The 19,405-nt window shown below is 42.1% G+C and carries 15 protein-coding genes and 2 pseudogenes; 11 read left to right on the top strand and 6 right to left on the bottom strand.

Features of this window, described 5'->3' with window-relative positions; genetic code table 11:
* Positions 1 to 714: 714 nt before the first annotated feature.
* Together DP114_RS16895 and DP114_RS16890 are read left to right on the top strand one after the other, a co-directional pair.
* Positions 715 to 1,047 (top strand): hypothetical protein, encoded by a 333-nt coding sequence (locus tag DP114_RS16895; protein WP_171978221.1) that lies wholly within the window; start codon positions 715 to 717, stop codon positions 1,045 to 1,047.
* A 745-nt stretch (positions 1,048 to 1,792) separates the two neighbouring features.
* Positions 1,793 to 2,299, top strand: a complete 507-nt coding sequence (locus DP114_RS16890) for a hypothetical protein (protein ID WP_169267521.1) — start codon at positions 1,793 to 1,795, stop codon at positions 2,297 to 2,299.
* Positions 2,300 to 3,054: 755 nt separating this feature from the next.
* Here the strand turns inward: DP114_RS16890 and DP114_RS16885 are convergent.
* Both DP114_RS16885 and DP114_RS16880 read right to left on the bottom strand, forming a co-directional pair.
* Positions 3,055 to 4,098 carry a glycosyltransferase family 4 protein gene (locus tag DP114_RS16885; protein WP_169267522.1) on the bottom strand — a complete coding sequence of 348 codons (1,044 nt, stop codon included), beginning with the start codon at positions 4,096 to 4,098 and terminating at the stop codon, positions 3,055 to 3,057.
* Between the two features lie 1,629 nt (positions 4,099 to 5,727).
* Positions 5,728 to 6,534 (bottom strand): glucose 1-dehydrogenase, encoded by an 807-nt coding sequence (locus DP114_RS16880; RefSeq protein WP_171976650.1) that lies wholly within the window; start codon positions 6,532 to 6,534, stop codon positions 5,728 to 5,730.
* Positions 6,535 to 6,694: 160 nt separating this feature from the next.
* Between DP114_RS16880 and DP114_RS16875 the strand changes: the two genes are divergently transcribed.
* Positions 6,695 to 8,152 carry an LCP family protein gene (locus DP114_RS16875; protein ID WP_246162562.1) on the top strand — a complete coding sequence of 486 codons (1,458 nt, stop codon included), beginning with the start codon at positions 6,695 to 6,697 and terminating at the stop codon, positions 8,150 to 8,152.
* A 499-nt stretch (positions 8,153 to 8,651) separates the two neighbouring features.
* Here DP114_RS16875 and DP114_RS16870 read toward each other — a convergent pair whose 3' ends face one another.
* Together DP114_RS16870 and DP114_RS16865 are read right to left on the bottom strand one after the other, a co-directional pair.
* On the bottom strand, positions 8,652 to 9,053 hold the full coding sequence (locus DP114_RS16870) for an ExbD/TolR family protein (RefSeq protein ID WP_171976649.1): 402 nt from the start codon (positions 9,051 to 9,053) through the stop codon (positions 8,652 to 8,654).
* Positions 9,037 to 9,690, bottom strand: coding sequence for a MotA/TolQ/ExbB proton channel family protein (locus DP114_RS16865; protein ID WP_171976648.1), 654 nt, complete (start codon positions 9,688 to 9,690; stop codon positions 9,037 to 9,039). The genes DP114_RS16870 and DP114_RS16865 overlap by 17 nt, the downstream gene beginning before the upstream one ends.
* 531 nt (positions 9,691 to 10,221) lie before the next feature.
* Here DP114_RS16865 and DP114_RS16860 point away from each other — a divergent pair.
* A complete protein-coding gene (locus tag DP114_RS16860) occupies positions 10,222 to 11,877 on the top strand; it encodes an energy transducer TonB (protein ID WP_171976647.1) in 1,656 nt (551 codons plus the stop codon).
* Between the two features lie 271 nt (positions 11,878 to 12,148).
* Here DP114_RS16860 and DP114_RS35785 read toward each other — a convergent pair whose 3' ends face one another.
* Positions 12,149 to 12,283, bottom strand: a complete 135-nt coding sequence (locus DP114_RS35785; protein WP_256379268.1) for a hypothetical protein — start codon at positions 12,281 to 12,283, stop codon at positions 12,149 to 12,151.
* Positions 12,284 to 12,332: 49 nt separating this feature from the next.
* On the opposite strand from DP114_RS35785, the pseudogene DP114_RS35045 reads away from it, so the two are divergent.
* From DP114_RS35045 to DP114_RS16820, 7 genes and pseudogenes are all read left to right on the top strand, one after another.
* Positions 12,333 to 12,641, top strand: a pseudogene (locus DP114_RS35045) (Rieske 2Fe-2S domain-containing protein); the annotation flags it as partial.
* Positions 12,642 to 12,748: 107 nt separating this feature from the next.
* Positions 12,749 to 13,213, top strand: a complete 465-nt coding sequence (locus DP114_RS16845) for a hypothetical protein (RefSeq protein WP_169267527.1) — start codon at positions 12,749 to 12,751, stop codon at positions 13,211 to 13,213.
* A 45-nt stretch (positions 13,214 to 13,258) separates the two neighbouring features.
* Entirely contained in the window at positions 13,259 to 14,002 is a 744-nt protein-coding gene (locus DP114_RS16840) for a cytochrome c biogenesis protein CcdA (protein WP_171976646.1), read from the top strand.
* A gap of 11 nt (positions 14,003 to 14,013) precedes the next feature.
* Positions 14,014 to 15,411 (top strand): cytochrome c biogenesis protein, encoded by a 1,398-nt coding sequence (locus DP114_RS16835; protein WP_171976645.1) that lies wholly within the window; start codon positions 14,014 to 14,016, stop codon positions 15,409 to 15,411.
* A 497-nt stretch (positions 15,412 to 15,908) separates the two neighbouring features.
* Positions 15,909 to 16,682, top strand: a complete 774-nt coding sequence (locus DP114_RS16830) for a hypothetical protein (RefSeq protein ID WP_171976644.1) — start codon at positions 15,909 to 15,911, stop codon at positions 16,680 to 16,682.
* A 71-nt stretch (positions 16,683 to 16,753) separates the two neighbouring features.
* On the top strand, positions 16,754 to 17,911 hold the full coding sequence (locus tag DP114_RS16825) for an S-layer family protein (protein WP_171976643.1): 1,158 nt from the start codon (positions 16,754 to 16,756) through the stop codon (positions 17,909 to 17,911).
* 683 nt (positions 17,912 to 18,594) lie between these two features.
* The gene (locus DP114_RS16820) at positions 18,595 to 19,308 is read left to right on the top strand and encodes an acyltransferase (RefSeq protein ID WP_169267533.1); all 714 of its coding nucleotides are present in this window, start codon (positions 18,595 to 18,597) and stop codon (positions 19,306 to 19,308) included.
* Between the two features lie 3 nt (positions 19,309 to 19,311).
* On the opposite strand, the pseudogene DP114_RS16815 reads toward DP114_RS16820, so the two are convergent.
* Positions 19,312 to 19,404 (bottom strand): annotated as a pseudogene (locus DP114_RS16815) (preQ(1) synthase); the annotation flags it as partial.
* Between the last annotated feature and the right edge of the window lies 1 nt (position 19,405).

The following is a 19,405-nucleotide window of genomic DNA, read 5'->3' as shown; positions in this document are numbered from 1 at the left end:
TAGATTTTAGATTTTGGATTTTGGATTAAAATCTAGAATCTAAAAAAGGGTTTAAAGCCGACGCAAAGTCAGCGGCAGCTTTTGGGTAAGAAGCTTCTTACCCGTTCGCGTAGCGTCTCCGGAGGAGATAAGCTGCCTTGTCAATCTAAAATTTAAAATCCAAAATCCAAAATTCAGTGACTTTTGACTTCCCCGTATGCGCAGAGCGCACGCCGGAGGCTAACGCGCAGCGTGCCCGCAGGGTGTACCACAAAAAATTTTCTCTTCCCCTTACAACGCGCTTGTGCTAACTCCTGCCCAGACGCTCTTGCAACAAGTCGGGAAACCCGCTGTTAGCACCTGGCTCCCCTTACACCCCCATACCCCTACACCCTTTCTTGATCATGGAGATTTTAGCAAACTTACCCTCAGCAGCATCATAGGGTTTTGATTCACTTGATTGATAGAGTTATTTTGATTTGATTTCTTTACATTTTTTTAAAATGAAGAGAGTGATATTTCAATTAAAATATTATATGAAAAGATATTCTAAAACCTTATCTATACTGGATTTAGCTTCACTTTCTCTGCTTGGTTCGATAAAAATACTTTACTTATCTAAACTTATGTTAATTTAATCGTGTTTTTATTAAATCTCTGTACTAAGCTATGTTGCATTATTTTATAAGTATGTTGAGTCTCTTACAAAATGCTGACATTATCCCCAAAATATTAATGCTTGACCTTAACAGCCTTGCTGAGTTCTCCCGTGCCAACTGTGTAAGTATTTGTGCATTTTTGGTACCAGCCAACTTGCTTACCACATTGTTGACCATGATTTTAGTTGCACTCCATCGCCCGTCACATTATGTATGGCAAGTAGCCGGAATTGGCAACATATTTGCATCAGTAATGGTATTGCACGTATATACTTGGTTTATGATTGGCGTGGTCATGGCTCCCACCTATATCTTGCTGTGGCTCGCACTTACCTGTTTGGTGGTAAACGTAGGGGCAATTGTTTTTCAAAAACGCTACCAACAGACGCCTCAACATAGTAATGGATAAGCTGAGCGATACAGCACAAGAATTCATGATGACAGCTTGTGGAATCACAAGACAATTGTACCTGGCAACCAAAACCATTTCTCCCTCAGGTTTTTCATCAAAGATCATCAAGTAGATTGAATTTCGCGGTGCAAGCACGTACTTTAGTTTTTTGAGATATTTGTTACAGTCCTCAGCCTCAAGGTTGAGGTTTTTTGTTTGTAATCAGTCTAGGAGATATAGATAACAAACATCAAAAACCCGGCATGAGACGAGAAACGAGACATGATTCTTTAGCTCAGATCTTGCACCTCGACCTGAGTACGCCTTGAACTGAAGTTCAAGGCTTATAGCCAAAGTCCGTTAAAACGGACCCAAACGCATATCCAGTAAGCTAAAGCTTACTTGAAGCTCTGAGCCAAGAAATTTATTTCTTGGTGGACAAGAATTATGGTGCAAGATCTGAGTTAGTCAACATTCTGCTACCTCTGGGATTAATCTTTGGTTTGGTTCTACAGCTGAGGAGACGCCTCGATAGTTACGAGTTCTCTGGCAAGAGATAGAACAAGTCAGAAAAATGACATTTCTATGAGAAATAGGCAAATATGGAGAACTGCTTCAGTTTTCTTTCAACCTGAAGATTGACGTTTTTTACTGCTTCGATACTTATTGTTTATGGTGAGTTGGCTCATTTTATTTAATAGTCCACACAAGTGAGCGAAAGATTTTTTGACTCAACAATGACAATATAACTTGGGATGACACTATGAATTATCTTGTTGCAGTTCTACCAGACAGGTTAAAAGTAGAAGAAGCGTACACTGCCCTAGAAAAAGAAGGTTTACCCACCAATCAAATTGATATTTTAGGCAGGGGATACAAAAGTGCTGATGAGTATGGGTTCATCAACCCAAATCAACAAGCAAAGAAAGGGATAAATCGTTTGGTATCTTGGCTGATTCCCTTTGGTTTTGTTGCTGGTTACGCCTTCAACCTTTTGACAGGCATCGAAGTACTTCCTATTGGCAGCCTTGGTAATCACCTGATTGGTGGACTGTTGGGAGCCGCTTCTGGTGCTTTGGGTGCATACTTTGTCGGCGGTGGAGTTGGTTTAACTGTGGGGAGTGGGGATGCTCTACCCTACCGGAATCGCCTCAATGCAGGCAAGTATCTGATTGTTATTAAAGGGAATCAAGAGTTAACCAATCAGGCAACTCGCATTCTGCGCCAATTTGAGCCAGAGAACTTGCAAGGCTATGCCGAGCCAACTTAAGATCTAGACTCCGAACGGAGTCTGTGATCGCTTTTGGTTCAGAGGAGAATGCTGTGGAGGCGATTACGCTCCTTTGCGATACGCGTAGCGTCAAGCCTCCGGCTTATCGCCCCTGTTTGCAAAGGAGAGCAGTTTGGAAAACTACCCTCCTCCGACTCTGACTAGCAGCAAATTTGCTCTGTGACTTTGGGGCACTAGCGCGACGGAGCGATCCGCCCCAAAGAGCACACTTGCTTTTCCTAATTGACGTACTCCCCAGCATAAATGCGCGGGGATTCTTAAAAGATGTTACGAGACAGACTAAAGTCGTGTCTCTCCACCTTTCTTCCTGCTTCGTTGACTCTTAACTAGACGGTTTCCCGTCCCTGCCAGACCCTCCGGGTTCGCCAGTCGCCTGCGGAGGAGCCAGTACTGCACGAGGGTCTCCCGACAGAGGTATCTGGCGTTGGAAACCCTCCCGCAGCGCTGGTCTCACCGTCTCCACAGGGAATTTTGTTTTACATCCACGATGCGTCCCACCGCAGATCAGGTACAGTCTAAGACTACGTTTCTGCCCTCGGAGTCCAGTTATGGATATCCTGCATGGGTCGTCACCCAGTACCGCATGAAAATTATAACTGGTAAAAGTGATACAAAGGGATACATCCCTTTGAGTTGAGTTTCATCACCCTGCTTAAAAGGTAGGGGTTCTCACTCTCCCACGCTTATGCCTGATAGACTAGTTTCCTGAAATCACAGGATTGGGCAAATGTCCATTACAAAGAAGCAAACGGTTCTCCCACAATCTTGCGATAAACTGCTTCATAGCCATCAGTCATCTGCTGAACACTGAAACGCTCCCAGACATACTCCCAACAAGCATAGCGATCTAGTTCAGCAACCTTGCTAACGGCACTGATACACTCTTCAACATTGTTGCAGAGAAAGCCTGTTTTACCGTGGGCAATAACCTCTTGTGTAGAACCCATGTTCATCGCAATCACTGGAGTACCAGATGCCATTGATTCAATCATCACCAACCCGAATGGTTCTCGCCAAGTAATTGGGAACAAAGTGGCTACTGCACCTCCCATCAAAGCATTCTTTTGCTCATGGTTGGCTTCACCCAAATATTCAATTTGCTCACCATCAATAAAAGGTTTGACTTTACTTTCAAAGTATTCCATATCAACCAAATCCACTTTACCCGCTATCTTTAAGCGCCAGCCTGTTTCTTTAGCAATTTGTATCGCCAAATGCGTTCCTTTCTGTTGAGAAATTCGACCTAAAAAAGCCAGATAATGTGGCTCTTGTGGTTGGGGATGAAATTTATAACTGCCAACATTAATCCCGTTGTAAACTGTCGCTGCATAGTTCATCCCTAGTCTTTCTTCTCGCTGTGAATCGGAAATACTGATGTAAGGCTGATTTTTTCCATATTTATACAATTTTTCGTTGTCAGGAGTAAAAATTCCATGCAATGTGTGAACGGTGGGTGTTTTTACCAGATTGGCGTAGCTCAAGCTGATGTGTCCCGTGTGAGAATGAATAATATCAAACTCGTTCGCTCGCTCATACACTCGAGCTAAATTCAGCATCTCATACACACTGTACTCTTTGACACTCTCATCAAGTCGTATGGCATGAGGATGAACTGATTCAAGCTTTGCCAAACTGATAGAATCTCCCGATGCAAATAGCGTAACTTCGTGTCCACGTCTGACTAATTCATCAGTTAACAATCCAACTACTAACTCTGTACCGCCATAACCTGGAGGTGGTACTCTTTCCCAAAGTGGAGCTATTTGAGCAATTCGCATAAAAACTCTCCTAAAAACTAAGTCTTAAATCAAAAGAGTGTTCTCTCTGACTAATCAAGAATTCCCATATACTCACAATGGTGATATCTGAATTTGTAGATAAAATCGTATATTAATAACAAGACAGAACGCAGAACGAGAGAATTCCCCAGAAAGAAAATGTGTTGTATTTGGCAAGAAAGGAATTATTTTCGTCTCTATGAAAAAAAATACGAACTTGATACCAATACTCTCCAAGGGCGTTGTACAGAACTTATACCGATCTACAGATGAAAGTTTTTTATTCACCAGTTATCACAACTGTGTTCTGTTAGCGCAGCGTTAACGAAGTGGATAGTAGATCGGCGCAGCCCGTTCTTTTTTATAGCGCTTCTCGTTTGGAGCAAATACACAACGATATGTATAACTCAAAGGATGCAACGTCTCTACCGTATTGCACGCAATTGAAAACCGCTATAGTAAGAATTTAATGATATTTTTATATGTAGCTTTAACAAAAGAACTCAGGTGTCAGTCGCCAGAATTCAGCTTGGGTATTTCTGTGCGACGCAAGGGAGGAGTATGGGGTTTAAATCCCCACTGTCTACGGGGGTGGCGACATAACTGTTGGGGTTTAAATCCACATACTCTTGATTCTGACTCAGGAATTGCTGTTAGCGCAGCGGGGCGCAGCCCATTCTGACTTCTTTGTTAAAGATTGTTTGTCTGTTTGTCTGTCTGAGGTAGGGAACTTATTCTCTACGTAATCAAAATATACCCTTGTGATTCATAATGAGAAAAACTACAAAATTTATTTCCATGGATGGATTACAGTTTATAAAAAACGATACAACTTTCTTAAAACTACCATTTGTCCCTCGCAAAGAATAGGACAAAATAAATAGATAAAATGGATTTTTCATTATCTGCAATATTGTCAACTACCCTTTTTACATAATTTTGAAAAGAGTTTTGTAAACACATATAAAGTTATTTCTCCCTACAAAAGATTATTAATATCGCTAGAATAGTTTTATCCACAAAGTTTAATGTGGTTGATCAACCAGAACCAAAGGACAAAAGTCCTGCGGAATACTGGCGTCGTTTGAAGAAAATTTGAAAAAAATCAGGAATAGCAATTAGACTTTAGTTCTCGTACTCCATGACTTAGAGAGTTGAGAAAAAGATATTTGGTATTACCTAGTTTGTACACCGTGTATTCGTTAAACCAGTAAAAATCACTCTAAAACATATGTTTACGGACAGACCAATTGTGTTGTGGTTAAGCGTTTTTCTTGTGCTTCTCGGTTACTGGCTTCTGGTTAATCTAGTACTTTGACATCCCAGCGCCAACACTTCGTGTATGGCGTGGGGCTTCTATCGGGAAGAAGCTAAAAATGTCTTTAATTTTGAGACAAGCCTGAGCGCCGGCTTCCGGCGTTCGTGCAGCGTCTGGTGAAGGACACTCAGATCTATGCCCTAAGTCCTTACGGACACGCTGCGCGTTCGCCCAAGCCGCGTGCGCTTGCGCTTACGGTGATTTTGTTAGCGCAGCGGGACGCAGTCCCTAAGTGAATTTTTAATTGTTAATGCGCTCCCCCACTTCTGAGAAAAGTCGGAGATGTTGTTTTTTCACTTCTAATGTATTTCTTACGATGACCAAGGCTCGCGAAAGCTAGGGTAAAGTGTTAATCCCCCATCAATAAACAAAGTTTGACCAGTAATATAAGCGGCTTCATCTGAGCAAAGAAATGCTACAGCCGCTGCCATTTCTTCTGAGGTTCCAGCGCGACCCATAGGAATATTGCTCTCAACTTCAGCCTTGCCCTTTGGGTCATTAATCCATGATTTGTTAATTGGTGTTATTGTTGCTCCTGGTGCAATTGCATTCACGCGAATGTTATGAGATGCGTATTCCAAAGCTAGAGAACGCGTGAGATTTTCCATTCCTCCTTTACTCACAGAATACGCTATATATTGGGGTTTGGGAATGACCTCGTGAACACTAGATATATTAATAATGACTCCACTATCCGGACAAGAAAGGAAATGTTTGATGGCTTCACGGGCGCAGATGTATGCACCTCGGAGATTTACAGAAATGACTTTGTCAAAATCTTCTATTTTAATTTCATGAGCTGCACCCTCCGTTTGAATGCCAGCGTTGTTAATTAAAATATCCAAGCTGCCAAACTTTTCCACAACAGTAGCCACCATTTTGACCACATCTTCTTCTTTAGAGACATCTGCTTGGATTAGGATGTTTTCAACACCACAACCCCGAATCTCACCGCAAGCATTTTCCACCATCTCCTCAGTTTCTTTAGCATCTTCAGGGCTTTTCCTGTAATTGATGGCAACGTTTGCTCCTTCTTGAGCAAATCTCACTGCAATTGCTTGCCCAATTCCCGAACTGGCACCAGTCACCAATACATTCTTGCCTTTTAAACCTTTCATATTTATTTTTAAAAAGTATTTTTTGCTTTTCTTCAATTCCTATCCTAAGACAGTAGGAAAAAAACATATGATTAGATAAAAATTTAGAAAGAAATAGTTCGATGATCTACTTTAACTCTATAAATTTATCGGAATTTTCTCAGTGAGTACAAAGAAACCTGTGAGCGTTCAAAAAACTTCCACAACGAGAAAAAGTTATCGCCCTAACTATAGTAACACAAAAAGTTGGCTAGGGTTATGCTTAGGTTTTACCGGACTTGCCATTGTTTCAGCAATAGCTGGAGAACTGTTGACACTTTCTTTAAAGAGTCAACCTTTAATGCAGGCAAATTTGAGTCCACATGAGGCAGCAGTCTTTGATAATGATCGCATTTTAGAACAAAAGCTACAATTTTCAGAGTTAACTCGCCCTGTCAATATTTTAGTTATGGGAATGAGCGTACTTTCATCAGATATTCAAAGTCCCCCAAAAAAAGCTAAAAATCTCAAATATCTGCCCCAAGTCAACTCATTTGATGGTCTTTCGGATGTCATGCTCTTGGTACGATTTGAGCCAGAAAAGAAAACAATAACCATGCTTTCTATTCCAAGAGATACCCGTGTTCCTATTGAGGAGCATGGTGTGAAAAAAATTAATGCCGCTAATGTTCAAGGTGGACTTTCTTTAAGTGCCAAGACTGTTACTCAATTGCTGGGAGGAGTAGAAATTGACCGATATGTGCGGATTAACGTTTTAGGAGTTGGCAAGCTGATAGATGCTTTGGGAGGAGTGACGGTTAATGTGCCAAAAGATATGAAGTATCAAGATGATTCCCAGCATTTATACATCAATTTAAAAGCTGGAAAGCAACATCTCAATGGCGACAAAGCACTACAACTGTTACGTTATCGTCATGATGGGCTTGGGGATATTGGTCGGGTTCAGCGACAACAAATGGTTATGAGAACACTGATGGAGCAAACTCTTAACCCTAAAACTCTAGGACGATTGCCAGAAATTATCAAGGTCATTCAAGCACACATCGACACGAATTTGACAGTTGAAGAATTGATAACACTCGCAGGCTTTGGAATGCAAAACAAAGGGTCAAATGTAGAAATGTTAACGGTTCCAGGTAGATATAGCCAGAAGGGAGAATTTGATAGTAGCTATTGGATACCAGATTCTGATCGCATCGCAGCTATGATGACTCAAAATTTTGATTTGGAACCTGTTAAGACATTACAAGCATCTGATCCAAGTACTGTACAAATAGATATTCAAGATACTACAGCTAGCAATAGCACCAGTGTGCAAGATTTGATCACAAAATTACAACAAGCTGGTTATACCAACGTTTCTATGTCTTATGCTTGGATTGAACCTGTTAGTGTAACTGAGATTGTCGCCCAACAAACAGATAGTGCTAGTGCCGAAGCAATTCGCAAGACTTTGGGATTTGGAAAAGTTCAAGCGCCAAGCACTCCTGAGATCGACTTGCATATCACTATTGTGTTAGGTAAGGATTGGTTGCAGCAACAAGATAGCGGTTTTCAATTGAGTAAAATACATCAAACAGTTCAGCAACCGCAGATAAACACAGATGAATATGTCTTTCATCTGGATGATAAGCCCTAATATCGTTAAAAAAAGCACAAAAAATCGGACTCAGAAACAATCATTGCCCGCTTAAAAACTTTATTTTTTTAATTTCTACATTAGTTCTGAATTACGCGCATCAAATTCTTACTGTTGCGCTGTTTTGTTGTGTCTTAGTCTAAAGTCCAGCAGTTAGCAAATGAGTGAATTGCAAACAAAAATACCAACTGATACTTGGGTGGTAGGTACCCCTGAAAATAGATAATTTATAGTCATCTTGCATTTTATTTGTAAGAAAAAAGAGGTAACAGGGAACCTTAACGCTTAATAGGGTACAGAAAATAAAATGCGCGTTGTGGGTTAAAAGCCCATTTCAAACAAAGAATTGTTTTGAGGGCACGACGAGACTGATAAAACAAGGCGTCCTTATTTCAATCTCACGTTCTGGGGTGCACTGGTCTTAAGAGTTCCCTTTTTGCTATTCCCTCTAAATTTTTAAGTTTCATGCAAGATGTCCAATATTGCAGATGACAAATAACTATGGTTTTTGAGTGGCGATCGCTAATTTTGCTCCCTCCACTTTCCGGACTTTATCCATCACTGCGACAACTTGACCGTGATTGACTCCTTCATCTGCATTTATCACAACCATCATCTGCTGCTGTGGCTGTACTTTTTGTCGCACACCGTTTTCTAACTGTTCTATACTAATCACCTGCTTGTCTAAAAACATTTGCCCACTCTTATTGATTGTCACTGTGACTTGTGCTGGGCGTTCTGCTTGTCCTGTAGCTGCTTTGGGTAAATTGACTGGTAACCCTTCTGACCGTGTTAAAAACAGCGTTGACATGATAAAAAACGTCAAGATCGCAAATATCACGTCAATCATCGGCACAATGTTAATCTGTGGTGGTAAATCCGGTTCATCTTGCAGACGCATAAGTCCTGTCTCCTCTTTCATAGCGACGGCGATAAAGTAATTCTAGTTGTCCGCCATACTCCTGAATCAGCGCAATTTGGCGCAGGTAAAGTCCCCGAAATGTGTTGGCAAATAGGAGTACAAAAATCGCAACAACTAATCCTGATGCAGTAGAAACTAACGCTTCACTAATACCAGCCGTTACACCTCCTGTTTTAGAAGCTCCGACATCACCAATGTTGAGTGAGGCAAAAGAGACAATCAATCCTAAAACAGTTCCCAGAAGTCCCAACAGTGGTGCTAGAGAGATGATAGTATCGAAGATATTTTGAAAACGCTTGAGCAAAGGTATCTCAGCTTGTGCTTCACTTTCTAACGCCAAGCGGAATTCTTCTGGATTTGGTTCTTCCAGTTCTAAAGCCGTTATAAAAATTCGTGCGATGGGTAAATCTGCATTTTTCTGCAATTGATCCATTGCACCAACAACATTATCACGACGGTAAAGGTTCAACACCTCTCGCACCACGCGATTTTGCCGATTATTAATCTTAACCCAAAATCTAACGCGCTCAATAATCAAAGCAACTGCCAGTACAGAGAAAGCCAGCAGTGGCCACATGACCACACCGCCTGCCTCGAACAAATTTTTAATCGCCATGTACTCTTCTCTCAAGCCACTAATTTTGTTAGGCTACCAGATTATGGGTTGTAAATGATATAACTTCTCAATATATTTTCAAGAAAATAAAAATTTATGTTCATACTCTGACAATTCACTTTCAATTTACTTTATTGTTTAGCGTTATCAACTTAGCACAGGTAACATGTTTCGGCGATATTTCACTCGAAATTCAGTCAGCGTTTATTTTGATAGCCTGATTGACATTTGCTTATAAATGTTTTAATATTTACTGTCTAAAAATAGCATGAAACTATGATCTTCTCTGATACAGCTAGCGGCTGAAAGATGAAACCTACAATTGTCCACTTATTTCGCCATGCAGGGATGGAAGTTGTTTCTCTCTAAGTAATCAACCATGATCTCTAAATTTGTTGAATTACTACAGATACTAAGCTGAAGCTACATTTCACTCGATACAAAGTCAGTAATAGTCCTAATAGGCTAATTGACATTTGCTCGTAAATGTTTTAATCTTCCTAAGTTGCTGATAATTGGTGGCATTAAATTATGAGCTTCTCTGGTACAGCTTTCTCTGGTACAGCTATAGAGCAACGGGGTAAAGAAGAAAGGGCGCTTAAGGCATTTCTCGCTTTCAGTGTGATAGCCTCATTAGGGATCCACGCGAGTGTACTCGCTTCCGGTATAGTAAACAATATTTTGAACCTAGGGCAAGAAATTGACAAAGAACCTATAGAAGTGGCGATTATTGAAACGCCTGCTCCAAAACCTATAGAAAAACCTATAGAGCCAGTAAAACCTGTTCAACAGGCTCCGAAACCAAAGATTGTAGAGCCAATCAAACCCTTAGTTCAACAACCACCACCAGTCCTGCCAAAGCCTCCTGTGCTTCCGCCAGTGGTGCCCAAGCCAATAGTACCGCCCAAGCAAACAGTAGTAGTGCCCAAGCCTCCTGTGCAGCCTAAACGAACAGTGGTAGTCACAAAACCTGTAGTCCCGCCCCCAAAAATAGTAACACCTCCAGTAGAGAAGCCAGAGCTAAAGCCTTTACCAAAAATTCCTGATCCTGCTCCACCACAGCCGGAACAAAATTTGACACAGACGTTGCCACCTTTACGAACCCCCAGAGAAATTCCACCTTTACGAACCCCCAGAGAAATTCCACCTGCTGGAGGTGGCGGTGGCGGTGGCGGGGGTAATAGTCCCCGTATTGCCACCGGTTCAGGAGAAGGCACTGTGAGATCTGGCACAGGTACTGGTACTGGTATTGGTACTGGTAGTGGCTCAGGTATCGGCTCAGGTACCGGTTCAGGTATCGGTTCTGGTAGTGGCTCAGGTATCGGTTCTGGTACTGGTTCAGGCATCGGTTCTGGTACTGGTTCAGGTATCGGTTCTGGTACTGGTTCAGGTATCGGTTCTGGTACTGGTAGTGGACGAAGTCCTAAGACAGAAGTCGCTGCACGCCCAAAACCAAAAATCCCAGCTCCAACACAGTTAGATTTTGCGGAGTGTATCAAATGTGATATCAAGTATCCAGAAAAGTCTAAACAGCGAGGTGTTGAAGGCAGACCAGGTGTTGCTTTTGATATTGACAAAAATGGTAATGTTAAGAACGTCCGGCTTATCAGCCCTAGTGGTCACAAAGAACTGGATAACGCACTGGTAGACTCTGCAAAAGACTTTAAATTAAATTCTGGAGCTGCTGGCAGACAAAACGTACAATTATTTGCCAATTTTGCTATCCAAGGCTCGCGAACTAACCAAGAAGCTCAACAACGTCAAAGAGAAAGACAAGAAAGACTAGAGGCTCAGAGAAAAAGACAACAAGAATCAGAACAGAGAAGCCGCGAAGCTGTTAATGAGCAAGAAAATTCTGGACGTAAAAGACGAGCCTTATCAACACCTCCAGAAACAGCCCCGTTAACCACTCCAGATACTGGGATCACGGGCGGGCAAGATACACCAAGAACACCCATACTACCAAGTTCCGGACAAGTAACTCCACAGCCACCGACTTTAAATCCGCCATTAGAGCAAAATTCTTCTTCCGAGCAGAATGGAGAGCAACCCTCCGGTCAGCGCAAAAGAAGAAGTCTAGGCACATCTGACAATCTAAATAATTCGGGCGACCAATTACGTCTGCCTCAAAATCCATCTTTGCCGTCAGAACAAGTTCCTTCAGATAGTAGTGGAAACAATCAATAAGGCTGTATAAAAAGTGATGCAATACAGACCTGGCGTAGATGTGGAGTAGATACTTAAACTGCACATCTACGCCACTTTTGTTTTGAGGTTTCGCCAATTTGAAGTCATGGGCAGAAATATCTGCTAGTCATTACTCAAAACATACTCTGCGTTTACGGATGGTATGCACCACTGCTCTTTTAACCAAGGTTTTACCTCATGTGCTGAAAATCAATCGTCAGTACGTGATGTTTTACGAAGGTGTCAACAGCAGTGGATACCACTGATACTTTTAACCCAGACATTTTCCGACATCAGAGACATCCTGGACATCGAGTACAACATCACCGAGTGAAGGTGGTATCCGAACAGAGCTTAGCAATATTGTTAAAATCCCCGTTCCCAAACTCCAGGAAATCGCTGCCATCGAAGCCTGTGATAAAAGTTCTAACTCCTGGATCAAGAGCTATAACCTTGTTCGTGTTCCAGAAAACTTGGAAATTAATAATAATCGCTCCTTCGTGCTAAATCGCTACAAACAGCACACTCAGCATTGCAGTAGCTGCCGAGGTGCGCTGAGGACAATACAGCGTTTGCAGGTAGTGCTCTTAGCATATTTTGCCATTACTGTTTCCGGAGTTGCGATCCTTCCTGATACACTCCGAGTTAAAGTTGGTTTACCCTTAGTGATTACCGCATTATTAAGTCTATCAGTTTATACTTGGCTTAAATTCTGGCTGAGTCCTAAATTTTACTTTGTGGACTATGTCCATGCCCAAAGATAAAACCTCAAATTTGCGAGCCTGTTAATTCTAGTACTTTTTTTAACATAATTTACAGGATATACTATCAATGTAATGGCATCTTTTTTGCTTGATAGAAAATATCTACTATGTTTCAAAAATGGTTCAAAAAGTATCTAGAATCTCGACCTGTCCTAACTGCCTACAACAATCTAGCAAAGACACAAGCTCGACAGCATACCCACTTTATCTTGTTCTCAGCAAATAAGTGGTTTAATATCACACTTAACCATATTTTAGACCGACCAGAATGGTATAAAGGAGTACTTCACAATCATCCTTGGCCTAACGTCAGTCTGATTTTGAAGGGTGGCTATTGGGAGAAAACTGAGGATGGGGTAAAGTGGTATGGACCAGGTTCAATTATTTTCCGCTCTGCATACAAACACCACAGCATCTGGATCAAAGATCATCAACAAGCGTGGACAATATTCATCCACGGGCCAATGATGAAAAACAGTTTTGATTTCGTGCAGGAGGGTAAACCTGTCACTCCAGAACAGCTTGGGTTACCAAGAGGTGTGGTGACCCGTGGAGCCTCAATCCAAAATTAAGCTAAAATTCAAGCATACTAAGCATTTCCTGCTTTTAGATCTCCCATGCTTGAAACCCTGCAAACCCGACTTTACGAACTAGAACAATTTGCTAACACCCTTGTCGCCAACCAACTCACGCACTTAAGTTTGCTGAGTGTTGGCGTCATTTTTATCGCTGGGTTGCTCACTAGCCTCACACCTTGTATGCTTTCCATGCTACCGATTACGATTGGTTATATCGGTGGTTATGAAGCTAAAAGCCGTCTGCAAGCCGTTGCCCAATCAACATGGTTTGCTTTGGGATTGGCTACTACCCTGGCAGCACTAGGTATTATAGCAGCTTTTGTAGGAAAAGTCTATGGTCAGGTAGGAATTGGGTTACCAATTATTGTCAGTATCATAGCCATTCTCATGGGGCTGAATTTATTAGAAGCCTTACCATTGCAATTGCCCTCTTTTGGTGGAACAGAGTGGATTTCTAAAGAATTACCGCAAGGAGTGCGGGCTTATTTGATTGGTCTGAGTTTCGGTGTCGTCGCCTCTCCTTGCAGTACTCCTGTTTTAGCAAGCTTACTTGGTTGGGTTGCCAACACACAAGACTTAATTCTAGGTGCTGTTTTGCTGATTTCCTACACAGCAGGTTATGTCGCACCGTTAATCTTAGCCGGTACGTTTACAGCTTCTATTAAGAAATTGCTAGAATTGCGGCGTTGGTCAGGTTGGATTAACCCAGTCAGTGGTGCTTTGTTGGTAGGATTTGGTGTGCTTTCTTTAGTTTCTCGGATTCCAGTGGAAATTTTCAGGTAAATATTAGATAAATGACTATAGAAAATTCAGTTGACAAAAAATCTATATGGTCAGCATTTGGGCGGTTATTGCGACAAGAGTTACTGCCCGTGCTGACAGATTTACGCTTAGCAATCGTGATGCTGTTAGCCATTGCAATCTTCAGCGTCACTGGTACAGTTATAGAGCAAGGTCAATCGTTAGCGTTCTACCAAGCTAACTATCCAGAACACCCAGCTTTATTTGGTTTTCTCACCTGGAAAGTTCTCTTAACACTGGGCTTAGACCATGTTTATCGAACTTGGTGGTTTTTAGCATTACTCATCTTTTTTGGGACAAGTTTAACTGCTTGTACTTTTACTCGTCAGCTACCAGCTTTAAAAGCTGCCCGTCGGTGGAAATTTTATGATGAACCCCGTCAATTTCAAAAGTTAGCTTTGAGTGCTGAAGTAGACAATGGTTCTGTGAATTCCCTGACTCAACTTTTGCAAAATCGCCGCTACAAAGTTTTTCAAGAAAAAGATGATTCTCTCTACGCCCGCAAAGGTCTGATCGGACGCATCGGGCCGATTGTGGTTCATGTTGGTATTGTGACAATTCTTCTGGGATCTATTTGGGGAGCAATGACTGGTTTTGTTGCTCAGGAAATGGTGAGCAGTGGTAATACCTTTCAAGTGAAAAATATCATAGATGCGGGGCCTTGGGCAACAGCAGTATCTAAAGATTGGTCTGTGCGAGTCAATCGCTTTTGGATTGACTACACTGCTTCTGGTGGAATTGACCAGTTTTACTCAGACATGTCTGTTTTGAACAATCAAGAACAGGAAGTTGACCGCAAGACGATTTTCGTCAACAGTCCTCTGCGTTATCGCGGCGTGACTTTCTATCAAACTGATTGGGGAATTTCTGCTGTTCGAGTCCGTGTGAACAAAAGCCCTATTTTTCAACTACCTATGGCGCAACTAAACACCAACGGTCAGGGACGCATCTGGGGAACTTGGATTCCGACTAAACCAGATTTGAGTGAGGGTGTCTCTCTACTCACAAAAGACTTGCAGGGAACGGTGTTGATTTATGATGCAACTGGCAAGTTGGTTGACACTGTTCGCACTGGAATGTCTACCCAAGTCAATGGTGTGACGTTGAAAATTCTGGATGTCCTTGGTAGTACTGGCTTGCAAATTAAAGCTGATCCAGGAATACCAGTTGTTTATACAGGATTTGCCTTGCTGATGCTAGGTGTAGTGATGAGTTACTTTTCTCACTCCCAAATTTGGGTGTTGCAGAAAGATAGTCGCTTATATGTGGGTGGAAAAACGAATCGTGCTCAAGTTACTTTTGAGCGGGAAATGTTGGAGATTTTAGATAAGTTGAGCTTACCATCGAAGGATGAAGAGAAAGCGGTTGCGATAGAACCTCATTCGGCTTAATTATAAATCAATACGCTTGCTGTTAGTGGTATTTAAGATCCCCCAAGCACGCTAGACGCCTCAAGTCGCAAAGTCTGCCGGGCGGAAGATTCCGTCCGGCAACGCCAGACGCCTCAACGGGGGGAACCCCCGCACGGCGCTGGCTCGACTTTGCGGGAAACCCGCCCACGGCGCTGGCTCCTCTTAAAAAGCTTGCTCAGTTCCCTCCTTTTTAAGGAGAGCCAGCGCGTTGCGGAGGTTCCCTCCGTTGTAGCGACTGGCGTGGGCTAGGGACGATCAACCCTTAACTGAACTCTATTGAATTATAAATAAACTCCTTTATTTATTGTTTGCACAATTAAGATAAAATTGAACCCATAATTGTGACTGACTGAGTATTGGTGCAAATACCATAAAAACTGGAGGGTGCAATTCAAGACGATATCATCAAGTATAATCGTGACGATTTTGCCAATCAACCTAATCCCTTTCTTAACAGTAGCCAACCAGGATTGCAAGTGAGTGAGGGGAAAACCTTAGCATTGGTGGGAGGGAATGTGTCTATTGAGGGTGGCATTCTCAAGTCACCAGCAGGACGTATTGAAATCGGTAGTGTTGGTAGCAATCAGGCTGTGAGTCTCGCGCCGATAGAACAAGGTTGGAAGCTGGGTTATGAAGGTGCGACCAGTTTTGCAGACATCGGGTTTTCAAAGAATTCGTTTATTGGTGCTACAGGAAATGGCGGTGGTGCGATCGCAATCGCTGGTAAAAATATTAATTTCACTTCAGAATCAATAGTACGATCTGATACACTAAGCGACAAAAATGGGCAACAAATCAGCATTGTTGGCGATGCGATCAATGTCGATAAATCCAACATCGGCGCTTACACCTCTAGTTCTGGCAACGGCGGACAAATAAAGCTGGAAGCCAACAATATAAAGTTGGACAATTACGCTACCGCACAAACTCAGGCAACAGCATCGGGAAGCGCGGGAGACATTACCGTCATAGCTAAGAATTCTTTTGTTGCTAGCATTGGAAGTGGGCTAAACAGCAAAACCTCTTATACAGCTACAGGGAATATCGCAGCAATAAACATTAACGCTAATTCTTTTAAACTTACCGGTGGAAGTGGGCTACCCAGCTATAACTATGGTGCAGGTAATGGCGGAAAAATCAACATCAACGCAAATTCTTTTGAACTCGAAGGGGGGGTATCAGTAGCACTACGGGGAGCACAGGTAAAGCCGGAGAAATCAAGTTTAATGTCGCAGACTCTTTTGAGCTGACCAATGTAGATATACAAGCTAACAGTTCTGGTAGGGGTGATGCTGGAACTATCAAAATTGATGTCAACAATGTGCAGATTTCAGGTGGAAATATCAATAGCGTTGCGTCTAATTCAGGTAAATCAGGCGACATCTCTATTAGTGCCGCAGACTCTTTTAAGGTGGTGAATGGCGCAAATATAAATGCTAAGAGTGAAGGTACGGGTAATGCTGGAACTATCAGCATAACTGCCAAGAATGGGGAGATTTCAGGTGCGGAGGTTAATAGCAGTACACAGAACAGAGGTATAGCTGGAGAAATCGTCTTTAAAGTCGCAAACTCTTTTGACCTCAAGTCTGCAATTATCAATACAAACACTAGTGGCGAGGCTAATGGTGGAAAAATCAGCATTAGTGCAAAGAAATTGCAGATGCTAGATGGTTCGAGTATTCGTAGCAATGCAAGCAACATAGGTAGGGGTGGAGATATTGACCTACAGATAGGAAGTTTACTTTTGTTACGTGGTCAGAATTCTCAGAATTCTAGGAGTTTTATCTCCACCAATGCAGTCAGTGGTAGTGGCAATGGTGGCAACATAACCATCAATATTCCCAATGGCTTTATTGTTACTCTCCCCAATGAAAACAGCGACATTACCGCTAATGCATTTAGTGGGGGTGGTGGCAATATCAAAATCACATCTGTAAGTAATTTTTTCATCGAACAGCGTAGTCGAGAAGACTTGATCCGCCTGTTGGGAACCACCGACCCAAACCAATTGAACCCTGAAAAATTATCAACCAACGATATTACAGCATTTTCCCAAATCAGCCCGACTTTAGAAGGTCAGGTGATTCTCAATACATTATATCTTGACCCCAGCAAAGAATTTGTGGAACTACCCACGCTGCCAGTAGATATATCAGCACTCATAGACACAAGCTGTGCCGCCTTTGCTGAAGGAGAAAATAATAAGTTTAATGTCACCGGACGTGGCGGGTTACCCCCCAGTCCTAACGAACCCCTCAGCACTGATGTCCTATGGACAGATACTCGCACTAGGGCTATCACAACACAACAGCAAGGGAAACACGAACCGACTACTAAACCACAGTCTAAACCTGAAGCTATAAAAATTGCCCCTGCTACGGGTTGGGTGTTCAACGGCAAGGGCGAAGTTACCCTCATCTCCCATGCATCCAATTCTAATGGTATAGCGACCCCTCCTGCTAGCTGCCCAAAACGGTGAAACAGCAGCAACAAAATCGTTTAGGATTTGATTGCCGATTCTTCGTGGGAAATATAGCGATACGCTACGCGTATTGCCCTTTGGGCGGCGAGAAAGCTGGAGTATTGCCAACAGTCTTTTTGACATCACGACTGTTATGACCACATCTATAATCTTTTGATTTTTTTGATTTTGATGAAAATATTATAGGTTATTGAAAAAAAAATTCTAAATCAAATTTTAAGATGTAATATAATTATTATCTGCGTCACTATAAAGGCGCTGTAGTTAAGATCTCAATTCTCTTTGCACCTCATGATTAGAGCAGCGGAATCCAAAAACAGGCTGCAAGAGAGCCGTTATAGTTGTCGGGGAAGTGTTTATTTGTTCGCTCCGATGATTAACTTTAATGTGATGGCTGAAGTTGGAGACACTCCACCCTAACTTCATGTACTAATATTTGGTGGGAAATTTCACTCCTAAAATCAACAATGACATTTGCATGCAAGTGAAACTTTTTCACTCCTTGTTTGCGTTGCTATGAATATTTAATACTAACTTGAGGACTCTTGATTTTAATAAGTCCTCTGGTTGGGCAAGAATTTGACAAACCTGATGTTACGCATCTGATGTTTTCTCATCAGAACAGATTATTTTTCTGGAATCTAAGCTTCAGTTTATATTCAACAGGGGAGCTAAAAACCATGAGTGGAGAAAATTCAACTTTTCAATTATTGCAGCTTTACGGGAAGGAATACATATTGACAGGACTCCTGGGAGGAATTCCTACCCCCATCGGTAAAGTGCTACGAAATATAGTTTATCGGACTATTTTCGGTCGAGTCGGAAAATCCGTTTATATCCAACCTAATGTCCGGTTTATCGGCACGCGCACTATTGAGATTGGAGATAATGTCCGTATATATAGTGGCACTTATCTGAGCAATAAAGGTAATAAGATTTGCTTTGAGTCAAACGTGTCAATTGATCGTGGTGTCGATATTAGAGCTTACGGTGGTCACCAAGATGGTCATATTCATATTGGTGAACATACTTACATTGGTCCCTACGTCTGTATGGCTGGCCCAGGTTTCATCAAGATTGGTAAAGATTGTATGATTGCATCCCACTCATCACTCTACGCCAATAATCACATTTTTGCAGATCCTAATCGGAAGTTCAGAGAACAGGGATTAAGTGTAAAAGGAATTGTGATTGAGGATGATTGCTGGCTGGGAAGTGGGGTGAGAGTACTAGATGGAGTTACAATTGGGCGGGGTAGTATTATTGGTGCAGGATCGGTTGTGACTAAAGATATTCCACCTTTGTCAGTTGCAGTCGGCGTGCCCGCACAAGTGATCAAAAAGCGTGATGACAACAGAACTGTCAAATCGATCGCATCCCAAATACAGGTCTAACTACTACGATGTGATTTCTTGCTTATGATGACGCACCTCAATCACGGTATGTACATTACCGCGAGGTGTGAAATCTGTCTTAACTGTGACTTCTAAA

Source organism: Brasilonema sennae CENA114, from assembly GCF_006968745.1.
Taxonomy (GTDB): domain Bacteria; phylum Cyanobacteriota; class Cyanobacteriia; order Cyanobacteriales; family Nostocaceae; genus Brasilonema; species Brasilonema sennae.
This window is presented reverse-complemented; position numbering and strand designations above follow the sequence as displayed.

Bases quoted from the DNA above. Each gene is read 5' to 3' on its own strand.
- DP114_RS16895 (WP_171978221.1), top strand. From the start codon at position 715: ATGCTTGACCTTAACAGCCTTGCTGAGTTCTCCCGTGCCAACTGTGTA.
- DP114_RS16890 (WP_169267521.1), top strand. From the start codon at position 1,793: ATGAATTATCTTGTTGCAGTTCTACCAGACAGGTTAAAAGTAGAAGAA.
- DP114_RS16885 (WP_169267522.1), bottom strand. From the start codon at position 4,098: ATGCGAATTGCTCAAATAGCTCCACTTTGGGAAAGAGTACCACCTCCA.
- DP114_RS16880 (WP_171976650.1), bottom strand. From the start codon at position 6,534: ATGAAAGGTTTAAAAGGCAAGAATGTATTGGTGACTGGTGCCAGTTCG.
- DP114_RS16870 (WP_171976649.1), bottom strand. From the start codon at position 9,053: ATGCGTCTGCAAGATGAACCGGATTTACCACCACAGATTAACATTGTG.
- DP114_RS16865 (WP_171976648.1), bottom strand. From the start codon at position 9,690: ATGGCGATTAAAAATTTGTTCGAGGCAGGCGGTGTGGTCATGTGGCCA.
- DP114_RS16860 (WP_171976647.1), top strand. From the start codon at position 10,222: ATGAGCTTCTCTGGTACAGCTTTCTCTGGTACAGCTATAGAGCAACGG.
- DP114_RS35785 (WP_256379268.1), bottom strand. From the start codon at position 12,283: ATGGCAGCGATTTCCTGGAGTTTGGGAACGGGGATTTTAACAATATTG.
- DP114_RS16845 (WP_169267527.1), top strand. From the start codon at position 12,749: ATGTTTCAAAAATGGTTCAAAAAGTATCTAGAATCTCGACCTGTCCTA.
- DP114_RS16840 (WP_171976646.1), top strand. From the start codon at position 13,259: ATGCTTGAAACCCTGCAAACCCGACTTTACGAACTAGAACAATTTGCT.
- DP114_RS16835 (WP_171976645.1), top strand. From the start codon at position 14,014: ATGACTATAGAAAATTCAGTTGACAAAAAATCTATATGGTCAGCATTT.
- DP114_RS16820 (WP_169267533.1), top strand. From the start codon at position 18,595: ATGAGTGGAGAAAATTCAACTTTTCAATTATTGCAGCTTTACGGGAAG.